Below are 20,207 nucleotides of genomic sequence, written 5' to 3' on the forward strand. Positions count from 1 at the left end.
TACAATTATCTTTTTGTTTCAAATTTATAACCGATGCCCCAAACAGTGGATAAACTCCAAGAGGCATGGTCTTTTATCTTTTCCCGTAGTCTCTTAATATGTACGTCTACGGTTCTGGTATCTCCGATGTATTCATAGCCCCAGATATGGTCTAAAAGCTGTTCTCTGGTAAATACCTGGTTGGGATGAGAAGCTAAAAAATAAAATAATTCCAGTTCTTTTGGAGGCATTTCTATGGTGCTGCCATAATAGGTCACGGAGTAGTTGGATTGATTAATAATAAGGTCAGCATAAGAAACATAGTCTCCCGTTTGTTCTGGTGCCGGTGCTTCTGCTTGAGGAGGGGCTGCTGTAACCACTGGATGGAAACGTCTTAATACTGCTTTGACTCTGGCAACCAGTTCTTTTGAGTCAAAAGGTTTGATAATATAATCATCAGCACCTAGTTCAAGTCCCAATACTTTATCGAAGATTTCACCCTTGGCAGACAGCATAATAATAGGAACAGAAGAGGTTTTGCGAATTTCACGGCATACTTCATAGCCGTCAATACCAGGAAGCATCAGGTCCAACAAGATAAGACCCGGCTGATAGGTACCAAATGCCTGAATTGCCTCTTCACCATCATGTACCATCTGTGTGTCAAAGCATTCTTTGGTTAAATAAAGGGAGATTAATTCCGCTATATTAACATCATCATCCACAATTAAAATTTTTTGCTTCGCAGCCATATAGACTCCTTTCTGACTACTATTTAAATTCTACTATCGTAACACCCTGTCCGCCTTCGCCAAAGGCACCTTCGCGGTAAGTCTTAACATATTTGGTTTTCTTTAAATGCGCATGAACGGCATTTTTTAGTGCACCCGTACCCCTTCCGTGAATAACTGTAACTTGCGGCAAATGAGAAAGATAGGCATCATCTAAATATTTATCTAATAACGGCAGTGCCTCGTCAACGGTTTTACCGATAACATTGATTTCGGGGCTGATGGTTGAGGCTTTTGACATCTTTATTTTGCCACTGCCGGTACGGTTAAGGTTTGGCCCGGTGATTACGGGTTCATCAATTAATTCAAGATCACTGATATTAACTTGAGAACGAAGAATACCCATCTGAACAAATAAATCACCCTTGGCGTTTGGCAGACTGTTTACGATACCTTTTAAACCAAGGCTTAAAACATTAACGGAATCACCAAGCTTAAAGTCACCGGCCTTAGAGGTCTTATTATTTTTCTTACCGGGTTTTATAGCTAACTTGGATTCGGTTTTTGATAAACGTTCTCTTAGTGCATTACGTTCATTTTCCATGTCTTTGCCAAGTCCCCCGTCAGTACTCCATTTATTAAAATTCTTAATCGTACGGTCGGCAACGTCTTTGGCTTCCTGCAGAATTTTCCTGGCTTCTTCATTGGCCTCTGCAAATAGCCTTTCTTTTGCGTTATCGAAACGGTTTGATTTCTCTTCCAGCTTACGTTTTAGTTCCTCAATTTCTTTTTTTGTATTACTGATTTCTTCCTGTTCCTTCTCAATTGCAATGCGGCTGTTATTGAGTTCGGCTATTAAGTCTTCAAAGCTCTTATCCTGACTTCCAATCAGGTTTTTCGCATCATCAATTACAGAAGAAGGAAGGCCTAATTTAGAAGAGATGGCAAAGGCATTACTTTTTCCAGGGATACCAATTAAGAGTCTGTACGTGGGGCGTAAGGTCTCAACATCAAATTCACAGCAGGCGTTGCTAACGCCTTCTGTGGAAAGTGCATAGACCTTTAATTCACTGTAATGGGTAGTTGCCATAGTGCGAACCTGTCTTTTGTGAAGATTGGAAAGGATTGCCATAGCTAGCGCAGCACCTTCTGTCGGATCAGTACCGGCACCCAATTCATCAAAGAGTACTAATGATTTATAATTCGCCTTCTCTAAGATTGATACGGTATTCACCATGTGAGAAGAGAAGGTACTTAAGCTTTGTTCAATGCTCTGTTCATCCCCAATATCAGCATAGACCTCTTCAAATACAGCTAGCTCTGACCCGTCAAAGGCAGGAATGTGAAGACCGGCCTGCCCTAAAAGAGTAAAAAGGCCTACGGTTTTTAAGGAAACAGTCTTACCGCCGGTATTAGGCCCGGTTATAACCAACAGATTAAAGTCTTTTCCTAGGACAATGTCAATAGGAACAACCTTTTTAGTATCAATGAGAGGGTGTCTTCCTTTTTTTATATTTACGATTCCCCTGTCATTAAATTTTGGCTCGCTGCATTTCATTTGTTTTGACAGGGCAGCCCTTGCAAAGATAAAATCAAGCTGAGGTAATATCTTGATATTTTGCTCAAGCTGTTCTTTATATTCGCCGGCCTGATTGCTTAACGCCGCAAGTATTCTCTCAATCTCTTCCTGTTCCTTAATCTCAAGTTCTTTTAAGTCATTGTTAAGCTTCACAACTGCCATGGGTTCAATAAAAAGTGTAGAACCGGAGGAGGACTGGTCGTGAATCATGCCCGGAAACTGGCTGCGGTATTCCTGTTTGATGGGGATACAGTAGCGTCCGTTTCTCATAGTTACAATATTCTCTTGTAACAGGGACTTAGAAGTCTGAGAGCTTACAATGGCATTTAATTGTTCGTGTATTTTGTCATTAGTTACTTTCATGGATCTGCGTATGCTTTTTAAGGCAGAGCTGGCATCATCTGCTATTTCTTCTTCGCTGATGATACAACGTCTGATTTCGTTGCTTAATGGGCTTAAAGGCTCTAAAGTGTTAAACATTTCATCCAGGGAATCACCTGTATTTTCTTCTGCAGCTCTGGCACCATAGGCTTTAATTCGTAAGGTGGCATCCAGAACAGAGCTGATATGCAAAAGTTCTCCTGCACCAAGAGTTGAACCGATTTCCAGTCTTTTGATGGATGGACGGATATCATGCACTCCATAAAAACCAAGACTTCCTTTGCGAAAAATACGCGACAGGGCATCCGTGGTTTCGGTTTGTGCTTTTATAATTTCCTCCAGGTTGCTGGAGGGTAAAAGGTTTTTACAAAGTTCTTTTCCAAGGCCGGAGCCTGCAAGAACAATTAATTTATCTATAATCTTAAAATATTCGAGCGTTTTCAAAGCTTTTTCATTCATAAGCTTCCTCCATACATGTATAAAAATATCTATTATTTCCTGCTGATCTAAGAATTAGGCCGCTACTTCCTAATTCTTTATTCTACCTTATTTTGAGCAAAATTAAAACAATAAAATGAAAAATAGAAGAGAATCCCCCTTTTGTTTACAATTCATTCATATAATGTTCATAAGTACATGATAAAATATACCTACGGATTGTCCTAAAGGAGAAAAGAAATGTCTGAAGATAATAACGGTAAAGATGGGAAAGTATACTCCTTTATTCAGGAGCAGGTAACCTCCAAAAAGAAGTTTAAAATAAAGAGAATGTTATATTCCGCCGCATGGACAATTATTCTGGCATGCATATTCGGGCTTGTAGCAGGAGTGGTATTTTGTATCTCAGGACCTGCTATTAATCGTTTGCTGGGGAAAAATGAAGATAAAAAAACAGTGGAGTTCCCCACGATAACACCTGAGGACAATAATAACACTAATCCAAATGGAAATAGTGGAACCGGCGGCAGCGAGGAAGAAGACAGTGATGGAAAAAACGACGGAGAAACAGAGACAGAGCCTAAAACAGAAACTGTTATAATAGAAAAATATATTAACGCTGACATAAAGGATTTAATTAGTATCTCTCAGGATTTACGAAATCTGGTCAGTAAGGCGGAAGCCTCTGTGGTGAAGGTCATTGCCATTAGTAACAGTAAAGATGTATTTAATAATGACTATGAATCAGCTGGTATGACGACGGGTCTTGTAGTTGCTGATAATGGAGAAGATTTACTGGTACTGGTAAGTTATGATAAGGTCAAGGATGCAGCTGACATAAGAGTGAATGTACATGACAGCTTACAGGTTAAAGCAAAGCTTCAGGATTATGATGTAGATTTAAATCTGGCTATAATTGCTTTAAGCCTTGTAGAAATTCCGGAGTCTGTGAAAGATTCCATACAAATAGCAAACTTAGGGGAGTCTTACACGTTGTCTTCCGGTATGTTTATTGTGGCACTGGGAAGCCCCAATGGTTATGTTGGTTCGATGGAGGTTGGTATAGTCACCAGTAAAGGGCTTAGCCTTCCCGTGACAGACAATCGTATTGATGTATTTCAAACGGATATTAATTATAATGAAAACAGTGACGGATTTATCATTAACCTAAAAGGTGAAGTGATAGGCCTGATTACAAATAAATTAAAAGACGAATACAACGGTCAGGTTAATACAGCTATCGGAATTTCAAAAATTAAAAAGATAATTGAAGATATGGCAAATCAGAAGGACAGAAGCTACTTTGGTATAAAAGGTACAGATATGACAGAAGCTGCTCTGTTAGAGGCAGGCATTGAAAACGGAATCTGCATAACAGAAGTGGAAGCAGATTCTCCTGCATTAGCAGCAGGTTTACAAAGTGGGGATATGATATTAACGGTTAACGATATACCCATAATTTCTATGAGTAGTTTTTATAATCAGCTATCCTCTTCTGTGCCAAAGTCTAAGATAAAAATAACCATCCAGCGAATAGTTAAAAGTGAACTTAAGATGCTTGAAGTAGAAGTAACTTTAAGTAAAAAGGTAAACTAATCATGTAAAATAAGCAACATAAAAAAGGAGTACAAGCTCCTTTTTTTATGCCGTTTAACCTCCTGTGCATAATTTAGCGAAAAAGGGCTTACGGGAGATGGTGAGTAAAACCCTTATTGAGGTTGAAAAGAGGGGACGCCTAGGTTATAATAAAGCGTAGACGACGGAAAATCCGGTGCATGCTGGTCAAATTGGTTGTTAAAATAGGAAAAGAGTTAGAAAGGCCGGGTATCTGAATGAGATATATTGGAGAATTAAGAGATGGGGAGATGGTATCAGAAACCTATCTCTGTAAAACAAAACAGACATTAAAGACAAAAGCAGGTAAGAATTATTATTCCATGCTCTTACAGGATAAATCGGGAACCTTGGATGCAAAGATTTGGGAACTATCTTCTGGAATTGACCACTTTGAGGCTATGGAGTATATTCGTGTAGACGGACAGGTGGTAAGCTTTCAAGGCTCCTTGCAATTAAATGTAAAACGTGTTAGAAGAAGTCAGGAAGGGGAATACGACCCTGCGGATTTTGTACCTACAACGGCTAAAAATGTTGAACAAATGTACAGTGACTTATTAAAATATATAGCTAAATTTCAACAGCCTCACTTAAAAAGGCTGGCAGAAAGTTTTTTTGCAGATGATAAAGACTTTGCCCTGCGTTTTAAAAAACATTCTGCCGCAAAAAGTGTACATCATGGATTTGTAGGTGGATTATTGGAACATACTTTAGGTGTAGTGAATTTGTGTGATTATTATGCAAATAACTATCCGATACTTAACAGAGATTTACTCCTATGTGCCGCCATGTTTCACGATGTGGGTAAGATGGAGGAGTTATCTACTTTTCCTGAAAATGACTACACCGATGACGGACAGCTTTTAGGACATATTTATATCGGGGCTGAAATAATAGGAGCAAGGATTCGTACAATACAGGGATTTCCGCCTCAACTTGCAGCACAGCTAAAGCACTGTATTTTAGCGCACCATGGAGAGTTGGAATATGGTTCTCCCAAAAAGCCGGCTATTATCGAAGCGTTGGCTCTAAATTTTGCAGACAATACCGATGCAAAAATTCAGACAATGACAGAATTATTAAACAGCGGAGATGAAAAGGCCACTTGGCTGGGACTTAGCCGTTTATTCGAATCCAACATCAGAAGGACCACCTTTTAAAGGATTATAGGAAGAAAATTCATGATTATTAATAAAAATGAAGAATGTATAATAGAGATTGAAGACATTGGTTCCCAAGGCGAAGGAATCGGAAAATACCAGGGCTATACCTTATTTGTAAAAAATGCTTTAGTAGGGGATTCGGTTCGGGTTAAGGCTATGAAATGTAAAAAAAATTATGGCTACGCCCGGTTAATGGAGATTCTTAAGCCATCTCCTTACCGTGTTACTCCAAAGTGCAGTATTGCAGGAAAATGCGGGGGCTGTGCAATTCAACATTTGGATTATCAAAAGCAGTTAGAGTATAAACAGAATAAGGTAAAAAACTGCTTAGAAAGAATCGGCGGCTTTGGCAGTGAAATCAAAATGGAACCCATCATAGGAATGGAAGAACCCTATTATTACCGAAATAAGGCTCAGTTTCCGGTGAGCAAGAGTAAGGATGGGAAACCACTTATCGGATTTTATGCAGGCGGTACCCACTCCATAATTGATACAGAGCATTGTTACATTCAGGCTGAAGAAAATGTAGAGATTGTTAAGATTATCCGCGAATTTTTAACGGAATATGATATTAGCATGTATGAGGAGGAAACTCATACTGGGCTTTTGCGCCATATTTTAACCAGGGTAGGGTTTGTCACGGGTGAAATTATGGTATGTCTGATTGTTAACGGCAAGGACATTCCTCGTAAGGATATATTGATTAACAGGTTAAAATTAATAAAGGGAATGACCAGTATCAGTCTTAATATTAATAAAGAAAAGACTAATGTAATTCTTGGAGATAAGGTTATTCCATTGTGGGGACAGCCGTATATTACAGATTATATCGGTGATGTTAAATATCAGATATCTCCTCTTTCCTTTTATCAGGTTAACCCCAGACAGACCAAGGTACTGTATGAAACCGCTCTTGATTATGCCGGTTTACAAGGAGAGGAAACCGTATGGGATTTATACTGCGGAATCGGTACTATATCCTTGTTTTTAGCGCAAAGAGCAAAGCAGGTATATGGTGTTGAGATTATACCACAAGCAATAGAGGATGCTAAAAGAAATGCAGAGATTAATGGGATAAAAAATGCTGCGTTTTTTGTGGGGGCAGCAGAAGATGTATTACCTTTAAAATATCAGGAAGATAAAATATATGCTGAAGTTATCGTTGTAGACCCTCCAAGAAAAGGGTGTGAACAAAGTTTACTTGATACCATTATTCAGATGCAGCCCAAAAGGGTTGTGTATGTATCCTGTGACCCGGCAACGCTGGCAAGGGATGCACGTTATCTTTGTGATAGAGGCTATGAGCTGGTTAAGGTACAGGTAGTTGACCAGTTTGCTCATAGTGTACATGTGGAGACGGTTGTACTTTTATCCAACGAAAAGAAAAAGGCATATCATGTTGAAATTGAAATGAAGATGTAAAGAAATTGAGATTGCTTTTATAGCAATCTCTTTCCAATTACAGGAATATATGATAGAATATCAATGGCATAATCAAATGGTGATTATACCATAATTAATGCTTAAGAATAATTGAGAAAGGATGATATGATATGAGAAATAATTTTAGAGTAATATTAACAAGCTTAAGGAGGGCGACTATAATTTAACCCTCCAGAAAAAATTGGAGGATATTAAATGTTTATAAGAAATAATAATTTAACTATTAGAAACGCAACTTCAAATGATGCTTCTATTTTATGTAAATGGTGGAATGATGGAAAAGTTATGGCTCATGCAGGGTTCCCTAATGGACTCGGTATATCAGAAGAAATAATAATTCAACAGCTTTCATGTGATACAGATGAAATTCATCGACGTCTTATAATTGAAGTTGATCGAGTGCCTACAGGTGAAATGAATTATCGAAACAAAGGTAATGGCATTGCAGAAATAGGCATAAAGATATGTGATTTTTCAAAGCAGGAAAAGGGTCATGGAAAGAAGTTGCTTTCAATGTTAATCAATGCTCTTTTTAAAGATTTAGGTTATAAGAAGATAATTTTAGATACGAACCTAAACAACCTTAGAGCTCAACACGTTTATGAAAAATTAGGATTTCAGAAGATACGGGTAAATGTAGAACCGTGGAAAAATCAACTAGGGGAGCTACAATCCTCAATTGATTACGAACTCGAGGAAAAAGACTTTATAAATTATTCTGACTAATTATATACATAAGGAAACACGTCCATTTCGGAGCGTGTTTTTTTAAGGAGAAACGATTGATGAAAGAACATTAAAAAGTATCGTGTTCATTTGCAATCCCGAAAGGGGTTGCAAATGAACTTGCTACTTCGTTGGATAAAGAGAAACACGTTGAGAGGTGCGTTTTATTAACGCGAAAAAGTACAGTGGATTATAATGTTAAGATTAAGATAGATCTGTAATGAGTTGATTTGTAGAATTGTTATCTGATACCGAAAGATTTTTTTATTAACAATAAATATGAAACTATACATTAAGATTGTTGAAATTGATTAAAGAATATATGGTTATAAATAAAGAGCTTCTTCGAAATTTGAAGAAGCTCTTTTAAGCATAGTACATCTTAAATCATACCATAAGTTGTAATTAAAGTCTAGTAATTTTTTTGATACGAAGTACAATGGAATTACCGGTATAAAGGATCCTAACCTAAGGAGGGTATCAAATGATTACAAAGGCAGCATAATATGAAAAAAGGGAGCATATTGACCAACGGGTGTTAAAACGGAAGGATTATTGAGCTACGCAGGACATTCCCTTTTTGGAACAGGTCATCAAAAAATTGAAAGGCATGTGTGTTAAATGAAAAAAGATAGTTCAACGGAATGCTGGAATAACGTAGAGATTGAAGAGTATATAATGAAAGCACAAAATAATGATTTTCGCATGCATTATATTATGCCATATACTTTAAAAGCAATTGGAGATGTAAAGGCTAAGCATATTTTAGATTTAGGATGCGGAGAAGGAGGATATTCAAGAGCACTTGCTGATATGGGGGCAGTTGTTACAGCAGTTGATTGTTCAGAAGCTTTGTTAACTTATGTTGCTGATAGAGCTATGAAAGAAGGAACTAATATTAAGGCGTTGAGGCGGAATGCCAATGAGCTAACTAATATTCAGAATGATGTATTTGACATTGTTTTATGCTCTATGATGTTAATGGATGTGAAAGACCTCGACGGAACATTAAAAGAAATCCATAGGGTAATAAAGCATAATGGAAAGGTCTTTATATCCATTCTCCATCCGTGCTTTAAGCCCAAAGAAAGTAAATGGATATTAGAGGAAGATGGAATTAAGGTAGCTATCAAGGATTATTTTAATCCGACAGAATGGACAGATATGATTAATGGAGTAAATACACCTCTTATATATCGACACAGAACACTCTCCCATTATATTAAGGCATTCAATGAAAATGATTTTATATTGGCTGATATGAATGAACCTATTCCCACCATGGAGCAGTTGAGAAGTTCTTTACGAATTGAATGGCTTAGTAAAATACCTATGTATTTGTTTATAGAACTTAAAAAGAAAGGATAGGAGTGAAAAAAATGATAACTTTACGGAAAATTACACTGGATAATCGGAGGGAATTGTTTCAGCTAAAAGTTACAAAAGAGCAACAACGATTTGTGGCATCTAATTTATCAAGTGTCGCATCCTGTTATGTTTTAACAACGAATGGTAGTTGTCCGATACCCTTTGCTATTTATGCTGATGAACAGATGGTAGGTTTTGTTATGATTGTTTATGGAAATACAGGATATGAACAGCCTGATATGGCAAAGGATAATTACTGTATATTACGGCTGATGATAGGAGAACAATATCAGAATCGTGGGTATGGTCGTGAGGCGATGGTAAAAATCCTTAAGTACATACGTACATTTCCGGCAGGCACAGCAAAATATTGCTGGATACCATATGAGTCAGATAATGTAGTGGCTAAAAAATTATATGAAAGCTTTGGTTTTTGCGATAACGGTGAAGTTTATAATAATGAGCCTATTACAGTGTTAGAATTGTAAGTAGTATTGCTGTATAATAGATTTTTAAGAGTAACCGTATGAACATCGAGAGGGTAGCTCTTTTGTCCAACGAAAAGAAAAAAGTCATAAAGCATTATGTTCATAGTGGCTGAATGAAAGTTGGTAGTTATGTTTTGAAAGAAAACATAGCTATCAACTTTCTTTATATTAGATAGTTAGTACATAACCTAATCTTATCCCTGGCACTGTTAAATCTTATTAATTCTCCCTTTCCTCCAATCACCTTCAAACATTAGAATAAAAAATGGAAAATACAGCAAATATCAGATTGACAATATATGGGATAATTTGTATTATAAAAGGGAAAAATACATTATGGGAGGTATTAGTATATGATAAAAACAAATTTAAAAAGGTTGGGATTATTTACCATTGCTATCTCGCTTGTATTCCTATGTAATCCCAGACAAATTACACTAGCTGAAAAAGTAGGAAAGACAGGACAAGTTGAATTAATGGAGTATGTATATGATACCAATAACCGGCTTGTTGAAATTAAAAAGGCAGGAGTAACAATAGCTGTACTTAACTATGACAGCAATGGCAATCTGTTAGGCATTCAGATTATTTCATAAAAATAAGCCAGAATTTCTTATCTACAACAATTTACATCAAAAAAATACGAAATTAGACCCAACTTTGTGCCTTTGGCTCAGAGTTTGCAGGTATTAGAAAGGACATGGTAATCATATGAAACATAAAAAAATTATAGCTATTACGTTATGTGTAGGCTTATTAGCATCTAGCTTTAGTGGATATTTAACAGGATATTCAAAAAATGAAAAGAACAAACTAACTATTAAAAAATATGATTCTAGTTTGGATAATAGTGGATTAACTACATTACCATCGGTAGATTTAGTTGAAATAGAATCGGAAGCTATTATTCCAGAAAATACACCATACCATAAAAATACATCTATCTCAGATATGGAAGGAGAAATCATGTATAAAGGGACAAAAGTCACACTAAATCCTGAGGGGAAGGATGTCTATAGCATAGGTAAAGAAGAAATTGAAGCCATGATGCAAGAAGGTTATTCAGTGGTAGATATATTTGAAGCAGACAAGATAAGCAATGAGACAGGCATTGCGCCTGAAATTCTGTTGGAAAAAAAGACGGATTCCAGTAAGTCACTGGCAGAAATAAAGAAAGAAATATTAGAAGAGAATCGGGAAAAAACATATGAAAAATTAAAAGACACATACAAAAAGGAATATGAAAAACTAAAAAATAAAAAATTGAAGGAAACTGAAATAATGAATCTCTTGGCCTATGCAGATGTAAATAATATTAAGGTTACAGATGAACTAATCGTTACCTATCAAAAAAGCGGTGAGAAATTATTTCAAAGTACCATGAATGAGAGTAAAGTAAATCAAGGAACGAAAGAAAAATATCAACTATCGGATGCAGAAACGAAAGGTTTAACACAAGAATTAATGAGTAAGCTAGAGCTGTTATCACAGAAAACAGGCAAACCCGTGGAGGAGATGGTGAAGGCCTATTATAAAGGCAATGAGCAAAAAAATAAATAGGGGAGAAGGGTAAGAACATGAAGAGAAAAATTAAAAATATAGTCAGTACCATATTTCTAATGGCAGTCATGTTATTATCGATGGGAAATACCTGCTACGCAGAAGTGGATATTGATGCACTGGAAGGGTACTTAAATGGAGTAGTGACACAGCAGAATATAAATCAGATTAATAATCCTAAATATGCTAATAGAAGTAACACTACAGAAACAATTGATCCTATTACGGGAAACTTAATACTAAGGGAAGCGGATTTATCCTTACCTGGTAAAGAAGGTTTGGACTTAACCATTGGAAGAGTTTACAATTCTGCTCAGGACGAATTTGAAAAGAGAGTCTCTGTAACCTCATCCTCAAGTTCTTATACCCAAACCTATACGGGATATGTAGTTGTGGTATTGTTCTATAATGAGAGCGATGGAACAGTCTATACCAATACAATTGGAACCTTTAGTGACTATGAAGCAGCAGTAGATATATATTATTATTATGCAAATAATGTGGTGAATTGTGTACCTCTTTATATACAAGAGCGAACTACAATAACCTATTATACGGATTACATTATAACTACAAAAAATTATCCGGATAAATACAGCTATTACAAAACCAGATATAACTTGGGGGCAGGGTGGTCATTTTCTTTCCCTTCCGTACAGATAGAGGATTATAATGGACAAAAATATATGTATTATCATGATGGAACAGGAGCTGTATATAAAATAATGGGAACTGTTGATGCTGGAGGCTCAAACTTAGAGGGTTATGAAGGCAAAGATGTTAAGTTTGTGGAGGACAACGGCACCTATGTAAATGAGGATACTGTTTCATCGAAATATAAATTTATTAACTCAGACAAGACGACCGCATATTTTGCCGCAGACGGAAGGCTGTTAGGTATTAAAGACCGGTTTGGCAACCAAATCAAATTCAGGCATACAAACACCCAGATATATGATAAGACGTATCCTATTATCAGTCAGATTGAAGATAGTATAGGAAGAATTATTCAATTTTCCTATACGGGAAATAACATTGTGTTGACAGTAACCGCACCCAGGGAAACAGAGCAAATTACAATTACCTATGAAAGGTATTACCATACAAAGGAAGTTGTTGATGACGGAACTGTCATTGACACCTATGATTATCCGATTCTTTTTAAAGTGATTGATCCGGTGGGCAGGATAACCTATTATGAGGATTACTATTATTACAATAACAATACCTATCCCCATGAAAGATATTCCTACAGTGTGAAGAATTTGACAGCAGCTTCTGCCTCTGCCGACCGGTATTTACTGGGAAGTGTTGTGTATGCAGGAGCAAAAACCCGCTATGAATATGAAAAGGTAATAAGAAATCTTGGAGCGGAAGGGGCAACGGATGCCTACAGAATAAAGGCCAGATACGACCAAGTTCAAAGGCTTGACGGAACCACCCAGACACCATTAGATTGGGCAGGCAATTATAATAGAATTGATTATACCTATTCTGGTGATTATACCGGATATCCTGCTTATGCCAGTGAAGATATATTACCAGCTACCTATCAATTCTATTCAGAAACAACTGCCGGAAATGGTTTAAAAACAAAATATTTATTTAATGGAATAAGGCAGCAGCTTCAAAAGGAAAGCACAGCAGCCAATCATGAGAAAAAGGTTGTAAAGAATCTGGAATTTGATAGTACCTATAAGTTTAAACCTACCAAAACAGAGCTTACAGAATATGCCGCTGATGGTACCTTGGCCTCTATGCTTTATATAGGAATGACATATACAGACTGGGGAGGACTGCATACTTCCACGTTGCCTTTGACCCCATCCCAATATAATGACAGTAACACAAAGGCAAAGTATACAACAACTTATCGTTATGAAGACCCTGCTTATCCGTTTTTTCTAACAAAAAAGCAATATTACCAAAATGATACAACGCTATTAACCGAGAGCTACAGCTACGATTCATTGGGAAGAATCGCAAGTAACACAAATGCAAAGGGAGAGATAACCGCTTACAGCTATTATACGGATGAAGATAACAGCCGGATTGAAGAAGTTACAAAAACCCTTGAAGATGGAAAAACAGCAAAAACTAAATATGTATATGGAAGCGAGGCAAGCTATGCGTACCCTACGGAAGTAATTAACTATTATACCAATGAATGGGGCGCTTATATGGAGAGTAGAACAGGTAAGACTTATGATATGCTCCTTGGACTGGTAAAAACAGAAATGGATGCAGAGTATAAAATAACCAATTATACTTACGATAAGCTTGGAAGACTCACCTCAAAACAATTACCGGATTTCGTAAATAACATCGGAGAATATTATACGGTTACTGAAGAATACTCCTATACCAATGCATATAATTTAGATTATATGGATGAAGGCGGGTACTTATATGGAACGACTGTAGAATCCTATACACGGTATGTGGATAATAATGATGGCTTCCAATCCTACTACAATGTAGTAAATGAATTTTATGATGCCTATGGAAATCTAAGAAACAGTATGTCGTATAATTCAAAATGGATAAATACGGCAAGCTATACCTACGATAATCTTCTCCGGGTTACATCCTCTGTGGATGCAGAAGGAAATACAGTGACAGCCTCCTATAATGCATGGGGTGAGAATAACGAATCAACCGATGCCTTAGGTAATCTATATGTAAGTGAATATGATGTAAAAAATAACAAAATAATGAGCTACTTTGTAGCAGCCGGTAATATCCCGGGCTACCGTGCCAATACAGCCTTAAATACTTATAAGGAAAATTACATAGAGGTAATGCTTGACCAGTTTGGAAGAGCCATAGAAAGAAGGGCTTATGAAAATTGGCCGGCATTAAGCGGAGAATTATCGGAAGTTTACCGGTATGACATTGCGGGTAACTTAATTGGCTACATAGACCCGAAAAAGAACTTAAACGAAGACGGGTATACAAAAACGTATCAATATGATGCATTGAATCAGATGATACAGGTAAAAGATGCACTGAATCAGGTAACCAATGTAAGTTATACCGGGCTGGGTAAAATAGCAGCAGTATCTCTGAAAGAGAATAACAGCAGTCCCACATCCATTACTTTGTATACAAAAACATATGATGAAATGGGTAATTTGATAAGTAAAGCAGGTACCTCCGGCGAAGAAGCTGTGAACACCTATAATGGTCTTGGATTAACAACCCAATCTATAGACAGAAACGGCAGTACGATATTCCAAAATTATGATGCTTTAAACCAATTATATAACATAACACAATTTAATGCCGATTATACAATAGGCGAATTTTATGAATATACCTACCGGACACCGTTTGGATATTTTGACGAGCTGAAATATGAAGATGGTTTGCCCACTGCCCAGAGTCATTACTATTATGACCAAAGCGGACAGGTTAAGCAAAAGAATATCTTTACCGGAAATATCCAATCTAATCTTAAGCTGCAGTATGATGACACCGGCAACTTAGAAAGGCTGGGAGCCGGAGTATTTGACAGTGATTATTTCTACTCTCATTATGGCTATACAGGAGGAAGGCTGACAAAGGTACAGACAAACGGAGCAGTAACTCCGAGTATCTCAGATACCGACAATGCATCCTATGAATATTACCCGGATGGTAAATTAAAGAAGATAACTTATCCGAGATTAAATGACAATTCCCTGCTGACAACGGAATATGTCTATAATGCAATCGGCAGGCTGACTTCTGTAACAAATAAGAAGAACAGCACCATATTATCAAGCTTTGCTTATACCTATGATGCAAATGGCAATATACTAACTGTGAATGACGGTACTACAACAAAGAACTATGTGTATGACAAGTTAAACCGTTTAATTGAAATCCAGCCTGCTGTGGGCAATAAAACAGTATATACCTATGATTTACGCGGAAACCGTTTGACGGTAAGCAGTGACTGGTTTCACCTTGACCTTGTAGATACCACCTACACCTATGATTTGCAAAATAGATTAAAAACAGTTACAAAAGGCAGTACCGTAACCATTATGGAGGCTGCTAATCCGCAGACAGAAAGAGAGACAGTAACAGGTTCTGCACTGGAAGTTTCTAAAAAGGAGGTTCCAGGCATAGGTGCTAAGGAAGAAAGGACATCTGAGATAAAGACAGTAACAGGCTCTGCCATATATACGGCTCAGGGAACGCAAACAACGACTATGGAGTATTACGCAGACGGCTTAAGAGCGGGGAAATATACCGAAGCCGGTTCTGATTTGTATGTCTATGACCTGTCAGGCTATCTGGTGGCAGAGGCCAAAAATGCAGCCACCATTACGGCAAACTATGTATGGGGACCGGACAGAGTTCTTTCCAAAAAGGAAACCGGCGGAGGAGAATATTATTATCTGTATAACGGACATGGAGATGTAGTCCAGATAGTTGACAGAAACGGAAATGTGGTCAATAATTATAAATATGACGAGTGGGGAAATATTCTGGAGAGTAATGAAACCATAAGCAATCCCTTTAAGTATGCCGGAGAGATATATGATGAAGAAACAGGCTTGTATTACTTAAGAGCCAGATATTATGACCCGGCTTTGGGAAGGTTTCTTAATGAAGACAGTGTAGAGGGTCAGGTGAACAATCCTCTTTCCCTGAATCTGTATACGTATTGCTATAATAACCCACTAATCTATATAGACCCTACAGGAAATACAGCGAAAGATTTCTTTACAGGACTTGCTAATGCTTTGGATGATAATTTAACAGGCGGAGCCTTGAACTGGCTAGTCAGTAAAATGCTAAAGGTGAATCATGATTATCGTTATGAAAGTGGAGTAGATTATTATACAGGCCGTGTTGTAGGTGATGTCTTATCTATGCTTGGAGGAAGCGGCTCTATTGTTAGCGGCATAGGAACCATTGTAACTTCAATAACAGGAGGGGGAGCTATCACAGTTTCTTCCGGCGGAACTCTTGTTTTAGGCGGCGGAGCTATTGTTGTAGAAGGAGTTATAGCTGGAACGGCTCAGGTTACATATGGTGGAGTAGTACTGGAGGCATCGGCTAAGAACTTTGGGAATGATTTGAATAAGTTGAAAAGTATGTATAATAAGAGAGGTCCTCAGATAAGTAAAGTCACAGGGCGTATTGGTGACTTAGATACTAGTGGAACTCCTAATTCAACTATAGAACTGTATGATAAAAATGGAAATCTGCTGCAAAAAAGATATTATGATGGTAATGGTAAAGCCTATAAAGACGTTGATTTCTCACATGGAAATGGTGACGGTTCACATACATTTCCTCATGAACATTATTGGATATGGAAGAATGGAAAACCTACAAGATCAAAGTGAAAGAGAGGGAGCGTAGTGAGTAATTTGTATGATGTGATTGTTAATGAATTAAACAATAAATCTATATCAGCTTTGATTTTTTTGTTAGATAGTGGTCGTGAGCTTAGTTTTAAATATAATAATATTGAATATGCTATAACGTGGAATGAAAAGAAAATATGTCTAGAAAATGAAAACCATGATAGTGTACAAAAATTTGATGATGCCTGGAGTTTTATAGAAAATGTACTGGTACAAGGAAAAACATTTCTTGAAGTTTGGAGTAATATTGAACTTTTATATTTATTTTAGTTTATAATTAGTATGTAATTAAAATTATTACTGTAAATGGGGCTGTTGCAAAATTAATTTTTCATATAAGATATTGGTAATGACCCAGAGGTCTAACACCATAGCTTGTTGAATTATCACATTTTGCAACAGTCTCTTTAGAAATGTCAATTATAGGATTGATATAGTTGTCAATATTGAAAAACAATGAAAAACTAGCCATTTTCTTAGATACTAGAATTAGTGATTTTGACTTATATATTTATTCAACTTTTTGTGATTTTATAGAATAGTTAAAAAGTTTTGAGTGCACAGCAAATGAATCAATATAAAAATTCAAGTGCTTAGTGGAAATGACATTCACTTTAAAACTAAACAAGATGCTTTAGATATTATTAAGGGAAGATTGGAAGCTTTAAACAAGAATTAGCTGGTGGCAGAAGTGCGGAAGGGTGGCATTTTGACAACAGTATATACCTATGATTTATGCGGAAACCGTTTGACGGTAAGCAGTGCTGGTTTCACCTTGACCTTGTAGATATAGTACACCTATGATTTGCAAAATAGTAAAAGCAGTTACAAAAGGAAGTACCTTAATTATTATTTGAGACTGCTAATCCGCAGACAGAAGGAGATACAATAGAACAGCTTAGGTTACATATGGTGGAGTAGTACTGGAGGCATCGGCTAAGGACTTTGGGAATGATTTCAATAAACTCAATGAGCATATGACAAATCATGGTAAACAATGGACTCAACGCCGTGGATTTAGTGAGCAGAAAATAATGATGTTATGCAAAATTATTCTCACAAAGTATACCAATCTGGTGGAAAGACAGTGTATGCTAAAAAAAATGGGAATTACTATGATGTTGTTATAACTAATAAAAATGGACAAGTAATTACAGCAGTTGGGGGAAATACTAAATCTCTTAGAAATTGGAGTGATGTTACTAAGATGTTAAATAATCATGGAGGCTATAGTTCTTTACCAACGCATTAAGAGGAGTTTTTTATGCCTAAGATTGTAAATAAAGAAAAAAATGTTATACTTGAATTAAATTTATTAAATAATACTTATCTGGATATAGACTTTTTAAGAGAAGACTTTGAGAATTGGATACCTTTTGATTTCGCTCTATATGTTGAAAATGAGATTTACAGATATCCTCCAGAAAATGGTGCTACCTTTACACTTTATGAATTAAGGAATTTAATTACTCAATTAAATAAAATAATAATATTAAAAAAAGAAAAATTGGAAATTGAAAAGTATTTATTTAGTAGTCTTGAAGGTTATTTTGACTTGATTTTATATGATCCATTGGAAGAAGATGCACTTAGTCTTGAAGTATGGATTAATATGGGCACATTAACAGAAGGAAAATCCTATGGGTATAACAAAGGGTTTCAATTTGATGCGGAATTAAAGCAAGTTAAAGAATTTACAAAACAACTTACAGAACAGTTTAACAAAATACTGAGTGAGACAGAAAGAAACAAATAAAATAGAACAATTCATTACAAAATAATTACTTTACATTAGCAACTTGAAATTCCTTTTGGAAAATATAGAGGAATTTCAAGTTGCTAGTTAATTTAACAGGCGGAGCCTTGAACTGGCTAGTCAGTAAAATGCTAAAGGTAAATCATGATTATCGTTATGAAAGTGGAGTAGATTATTATACAGGCCGTGTTGTAGGTGATGTCTTATCTATGCTTGGAGGAAGCGGCTCTATTGTTAGCGGCATAGGAACCATTGTAACTTCAATAACAGGAGGGGGAGCCATCACAGTTTCTTCCGGCGGAACTCTTGTTTTAGGCGGTGGAGCTATTGTTGTAGAAGGAGTTATAGCTGGAACGGCTCAGGTTACATATGGTGGAGTAGTACTGGAGGCATCGGCTAAGAACTTTGGGAATGATTTGAATAAGTTGAGGGAAGCGAGTAATAAGGGAGGCTTTAAATTTCCCAAATCAAATAGTGACATGAAGAAGGTATTTGGAGTAAATGATAAAGTATTCCATAAGCAAATCAAACCAGAAATAATAAGGCAAATTAATAAAGATCCTGTATATAGCAAAGAATTTAGAAAAATGGGAAATAATCCAGATATTGGGGTGGATGATTTTGGAAATATAGTTCTTAAAGATGTAAGAACTCAAAAAACATTACAAACTAATTGGTCTTTTAAAAGCTTTATACCATAATAAGGAGAACACATATGTCATATGATATAAATGTTTTGTGTATGAATCAAGATAATGTATCAGTGTTGCCATTTGCATCTGAAATTGAATTAAGAAACGAAATTGATTTTCCTAATTTAGGAAGGTATTATTCTGTGTGGCCTTTTATGTGTAAATCAAAAGGAATTTGGTACTCAATTGGAAAAGATAATGATGGTTACTTTAATCCAATGTCAATAGTTGATGCAGACTTTGACAACATCATAGAAAATAGTTATATACCTTATTGGGTTTCAGATGATGAAGTAAAATCAAATATTAAACCGCTGATTGTAAATGCTGAATATAAAAATGATTTTATGAGGATTATTGAATTTTTACTTAAACAGTCTCCCAGTAGAACTATTATGTTTTTGGGCAGATACCAAGGTGGGGAAAAAGAAATAGTATATGGGGTTTTGGAACGCCAAGAGTTTATAAAATTATTAATTCAATCTAAAGTACTATTTAATGTTTGTTACATTATTAGTGATTGTTAATATCAGAAAGATAATGGCTTTTTGTCATAGTGGGGTGGGATTCTTTGAATCCCGCTCCATTACTATATTTAGAAGCATTTTTATGTTTACTTCCATAATTCCTGTTTTTGGGCATGCCAAATAAGCCTCTGTATTTTTTTTGCGTCGTCCAGTTATTATCAGATAGAGCAATGAATGATTCTTGTCTGAAAACGCTTAAAGTTACGGACTCCAAAAGATATTCTTTATAGTACCTTGATTTTATTATTGTAGCCCTCCGTTGGGCCATTGGTATATTTATACTTGAAGGCATTCAGGATTTCTTCGGACCAGTGGATGATGGGCCTGCCGCAAATCATCATTGTAAAGTAACATCAAATCACAGGCTTTCTTGTTTTCCTCCCTTAGTCTAGGATA

General features: G+C 36.3%; 16 protein-coding genes and 1 pseudogene. 14 read left to right on the forward strand and 3 right to left on the reverse strand.

All coding sequences use genetic code 11. The features are described 5' to 3' along the window. Positions 1-5 precede the first annotated feature (5 nt). Positions 6-731 (reverse strand): response regulator transcription factor, encoded by a 726-nt coding sequence (locus tag acsn021_RS01205; RefSeq protein WP_184093807.1) that lies wholly within the window; start codon positions 729-731, stop codon positions 6-8. Positions 732-750: 19 nt separating this feature from the next. Next, the gene (locus acsn021_RS01210) at positions 751-3,129 is read right to left on the reverse strand and encodes an endonuclease MutS2 (RefSeq protein WP_184093806.1); all 2,379 of its coding nucleotides are present in this window, start codon (positions 3,127-3,129) and stop codon (positions 751-753) included. Positions 3,130-3,348: 219 nt separating this feature from the next. On the opposite strand from acsn021_RS01210, the gene acsn021_RS01215 reads away from it, so the two are divergent. The 14 genes from acsn021_RS01215 to acsn021_RS01280 all read left to right on the forward strand — a co-directional run bounded on the left by acsn021_RS01215 (position 3,349) and on the right by acsn021_RS01280 (position 19,811). Then, the gene (locus tag acsn021_RS01215) at positions 3,349-4,704 is read left to right on the forward strand and encodes a S1C family serine protease (RefSeq protein ID WP_184093805.1); all 1,356 of its coding nucleotides are present in this window, start codon (positions 3,349-3,351) and stop codon (positions 4,702-4,704) included. Between the two features lie 236 nt (positions 4,705-4,940). Further along, positions 4,941-5,882 (forward strand): 3'-5' exoribonuclease YhaM family protein, encoded by a 942-nt coding sequence (locus acsn021_RS01220; RefSeq protein WP_184093804.1) that lies wholly within the window; start codon positions 4,941-4,943, stop codon positions 5,880-5,882. Between the two features lie 21 nt (positions 5,883-5,903). Further along, a complete protein-coding gene (rlmD, locus tag acsn021_RS01225) occupies positions 5,904-7,307 on the forward strand; it encodes a 23S rRNA (uracil(1939)-C(5))-methyltransferase RlmD (protein ID WP_184093803.1) in 1,404 nt (467 codons plus the stop codon). Between the two features lie 216 nt (positions 7,308-7,523). Then, a complete protein-coding gene (locus acsn021_RS01230; RefSeq protein ID WP_184093802.1) occupies positions 7,524-8,054 on the forward strand; it encodes a GNAT family N-acetyltransferase in 531 nt (176 codons plus the stop codon). A 621-nt stretch (positions 8,055-8,675) separates the two neighbouring features. Beyond that, a complete protein-coding gene (locus acsn021_RS01235) occupies positions 8,676-9,422 on the forward strand; it encodes a class I SAM-dependent methyltransferase (protein ID WP_184093801.1) in 747 nt (248 codons plus the stop codon). An 11-nt stretch (positions 9,423-9,433) separates the two neighbouring features. After that, a complete protein-coding gene (locus tag acsn021_RS01240) occupies positions 9,434-9,910 on the forward strand; it encodes a GNAT family N-acetyltransferase (RefSeq protein WP_184093800.1) in 477 nt (158 codons plus the stop codon). A gap of 353 nt (positions 9,911-10,263) precedes the next feature. Then, positions 10,264-10,506 carry a hypothetical protein gene (locus acsn021_RS01245; protein ID WP_184093799.1) on the forward strand — a complete coding sequence of 81 codons (243 nt, stop codon included), beginning with the start codon at positions 10,264-10,266 and terminating at the stop codon, positions 10,504-10,506. A gap of 115 nt (positions 10,507-10,621) precedes the next feature. Continuing rightward, positions 10,622-11,470, forward strand: coding sequence for a hypothetical protein (locus acsn021_RS01250; protein WP_184093798.1), 849 nt, complete (start codon positions 10,622-10,624; stop codon positions 11,468-11,470). A 17-nt stretch (positions 11,471-11,487) separates the two neighbouring features. Continuing rightward, positions 11,488-16,815, forward strand: coding sequence for an RHS repeat-associated core domain-containing protein (locus tag acsn021_RS01255; RefSeq protein ID WP_184093797.1), 5,328 nt, complete (start codon positions 11,488-11,490; stop codon positions 16,813-16,815). 15 nt (positions 16,816-16,830) lie between these two features. Beyond that, the gene (locus acsn021_RS01260) at positions 16,831-17,106 is read left to right on the forward strand and encodes a hypothetical protein (protein WP_184093796.1); all 276 of its coding nucleotides are present in this window, start codon (positions 16,831-16,833) and stop codon (positions 17,104-17,106) included. An 817-nt stretch (positions 17,107-17,923) separates the two neighbouring features. Beyond that, a complete protein-coding gene (locus tag acsn021_RS01265) occupies positions 17,924-18,088 on the forward strand; it encodes a hypothetical protein (protein ID WP_184093795.1) in 165 nt (54 codons plus the stop codon). A 12-nt stretch (positions 18,089-18,100) separates the two neighbouring features. Further along, positions 18,101-18,592 carry a WapI family immunity protein gene (locus tag acsn021_RS01270; protein ID WP_184093794.1) on the forward strand — a complete coding sequence of 164 codons (492 nt, stop codon included), beginning with the start codon at positions 18,101-18,103 and terminating at the stop codon, positions 18,590-18,592. Between the two features lie 80 nt (positions 18,593-18,672). Further along, on the forward strand, positions 18,673-19,293 hold the full coding sequence (locus acsn021_RS22780) for a hypothetical protein (RefSeq protein ID WP_243167918.1): 621 nt from the start codon (positions 18,673-18,675) through the stop codon (positions 19,291-19,293). Positions 19,294-19,307: 14 nt separating this feature from the next. Next, a complete protein-coding gene (locus acsn021_RS01280) occupies positions 19,308-19,811 on the forward strand; it encodes a hypothetical protein (RefSeq protein WP_184093793.1) in 504 nt (167 codons plus the stop codon). A gap of 158 nt (positions 19,812-19,969) precedes the next feature. Here acsn021_RS01280 and acsn021_RS23195 read toward each other — a convergent pair. Beyond that, positions 19,970-20,122, reverse strand: a pseudogene (locus tag acsn021_RS23195) (transposase); the annotation flags it as partial. Between the last annotated feature and the right edge of the window lie 85 nt (positions 20,123-20,207).

It is taken from the genome of Anaerocolumna cellulosilytica (assembly GCF_014218335.1).
Classification (GTDB): domain Bacteria; phylum Bacillota; class Clostridia; order Lachnospirales; family Lachnospiraceae; genus Anaerocolumna; species Anaerocolumna cellulosilytica.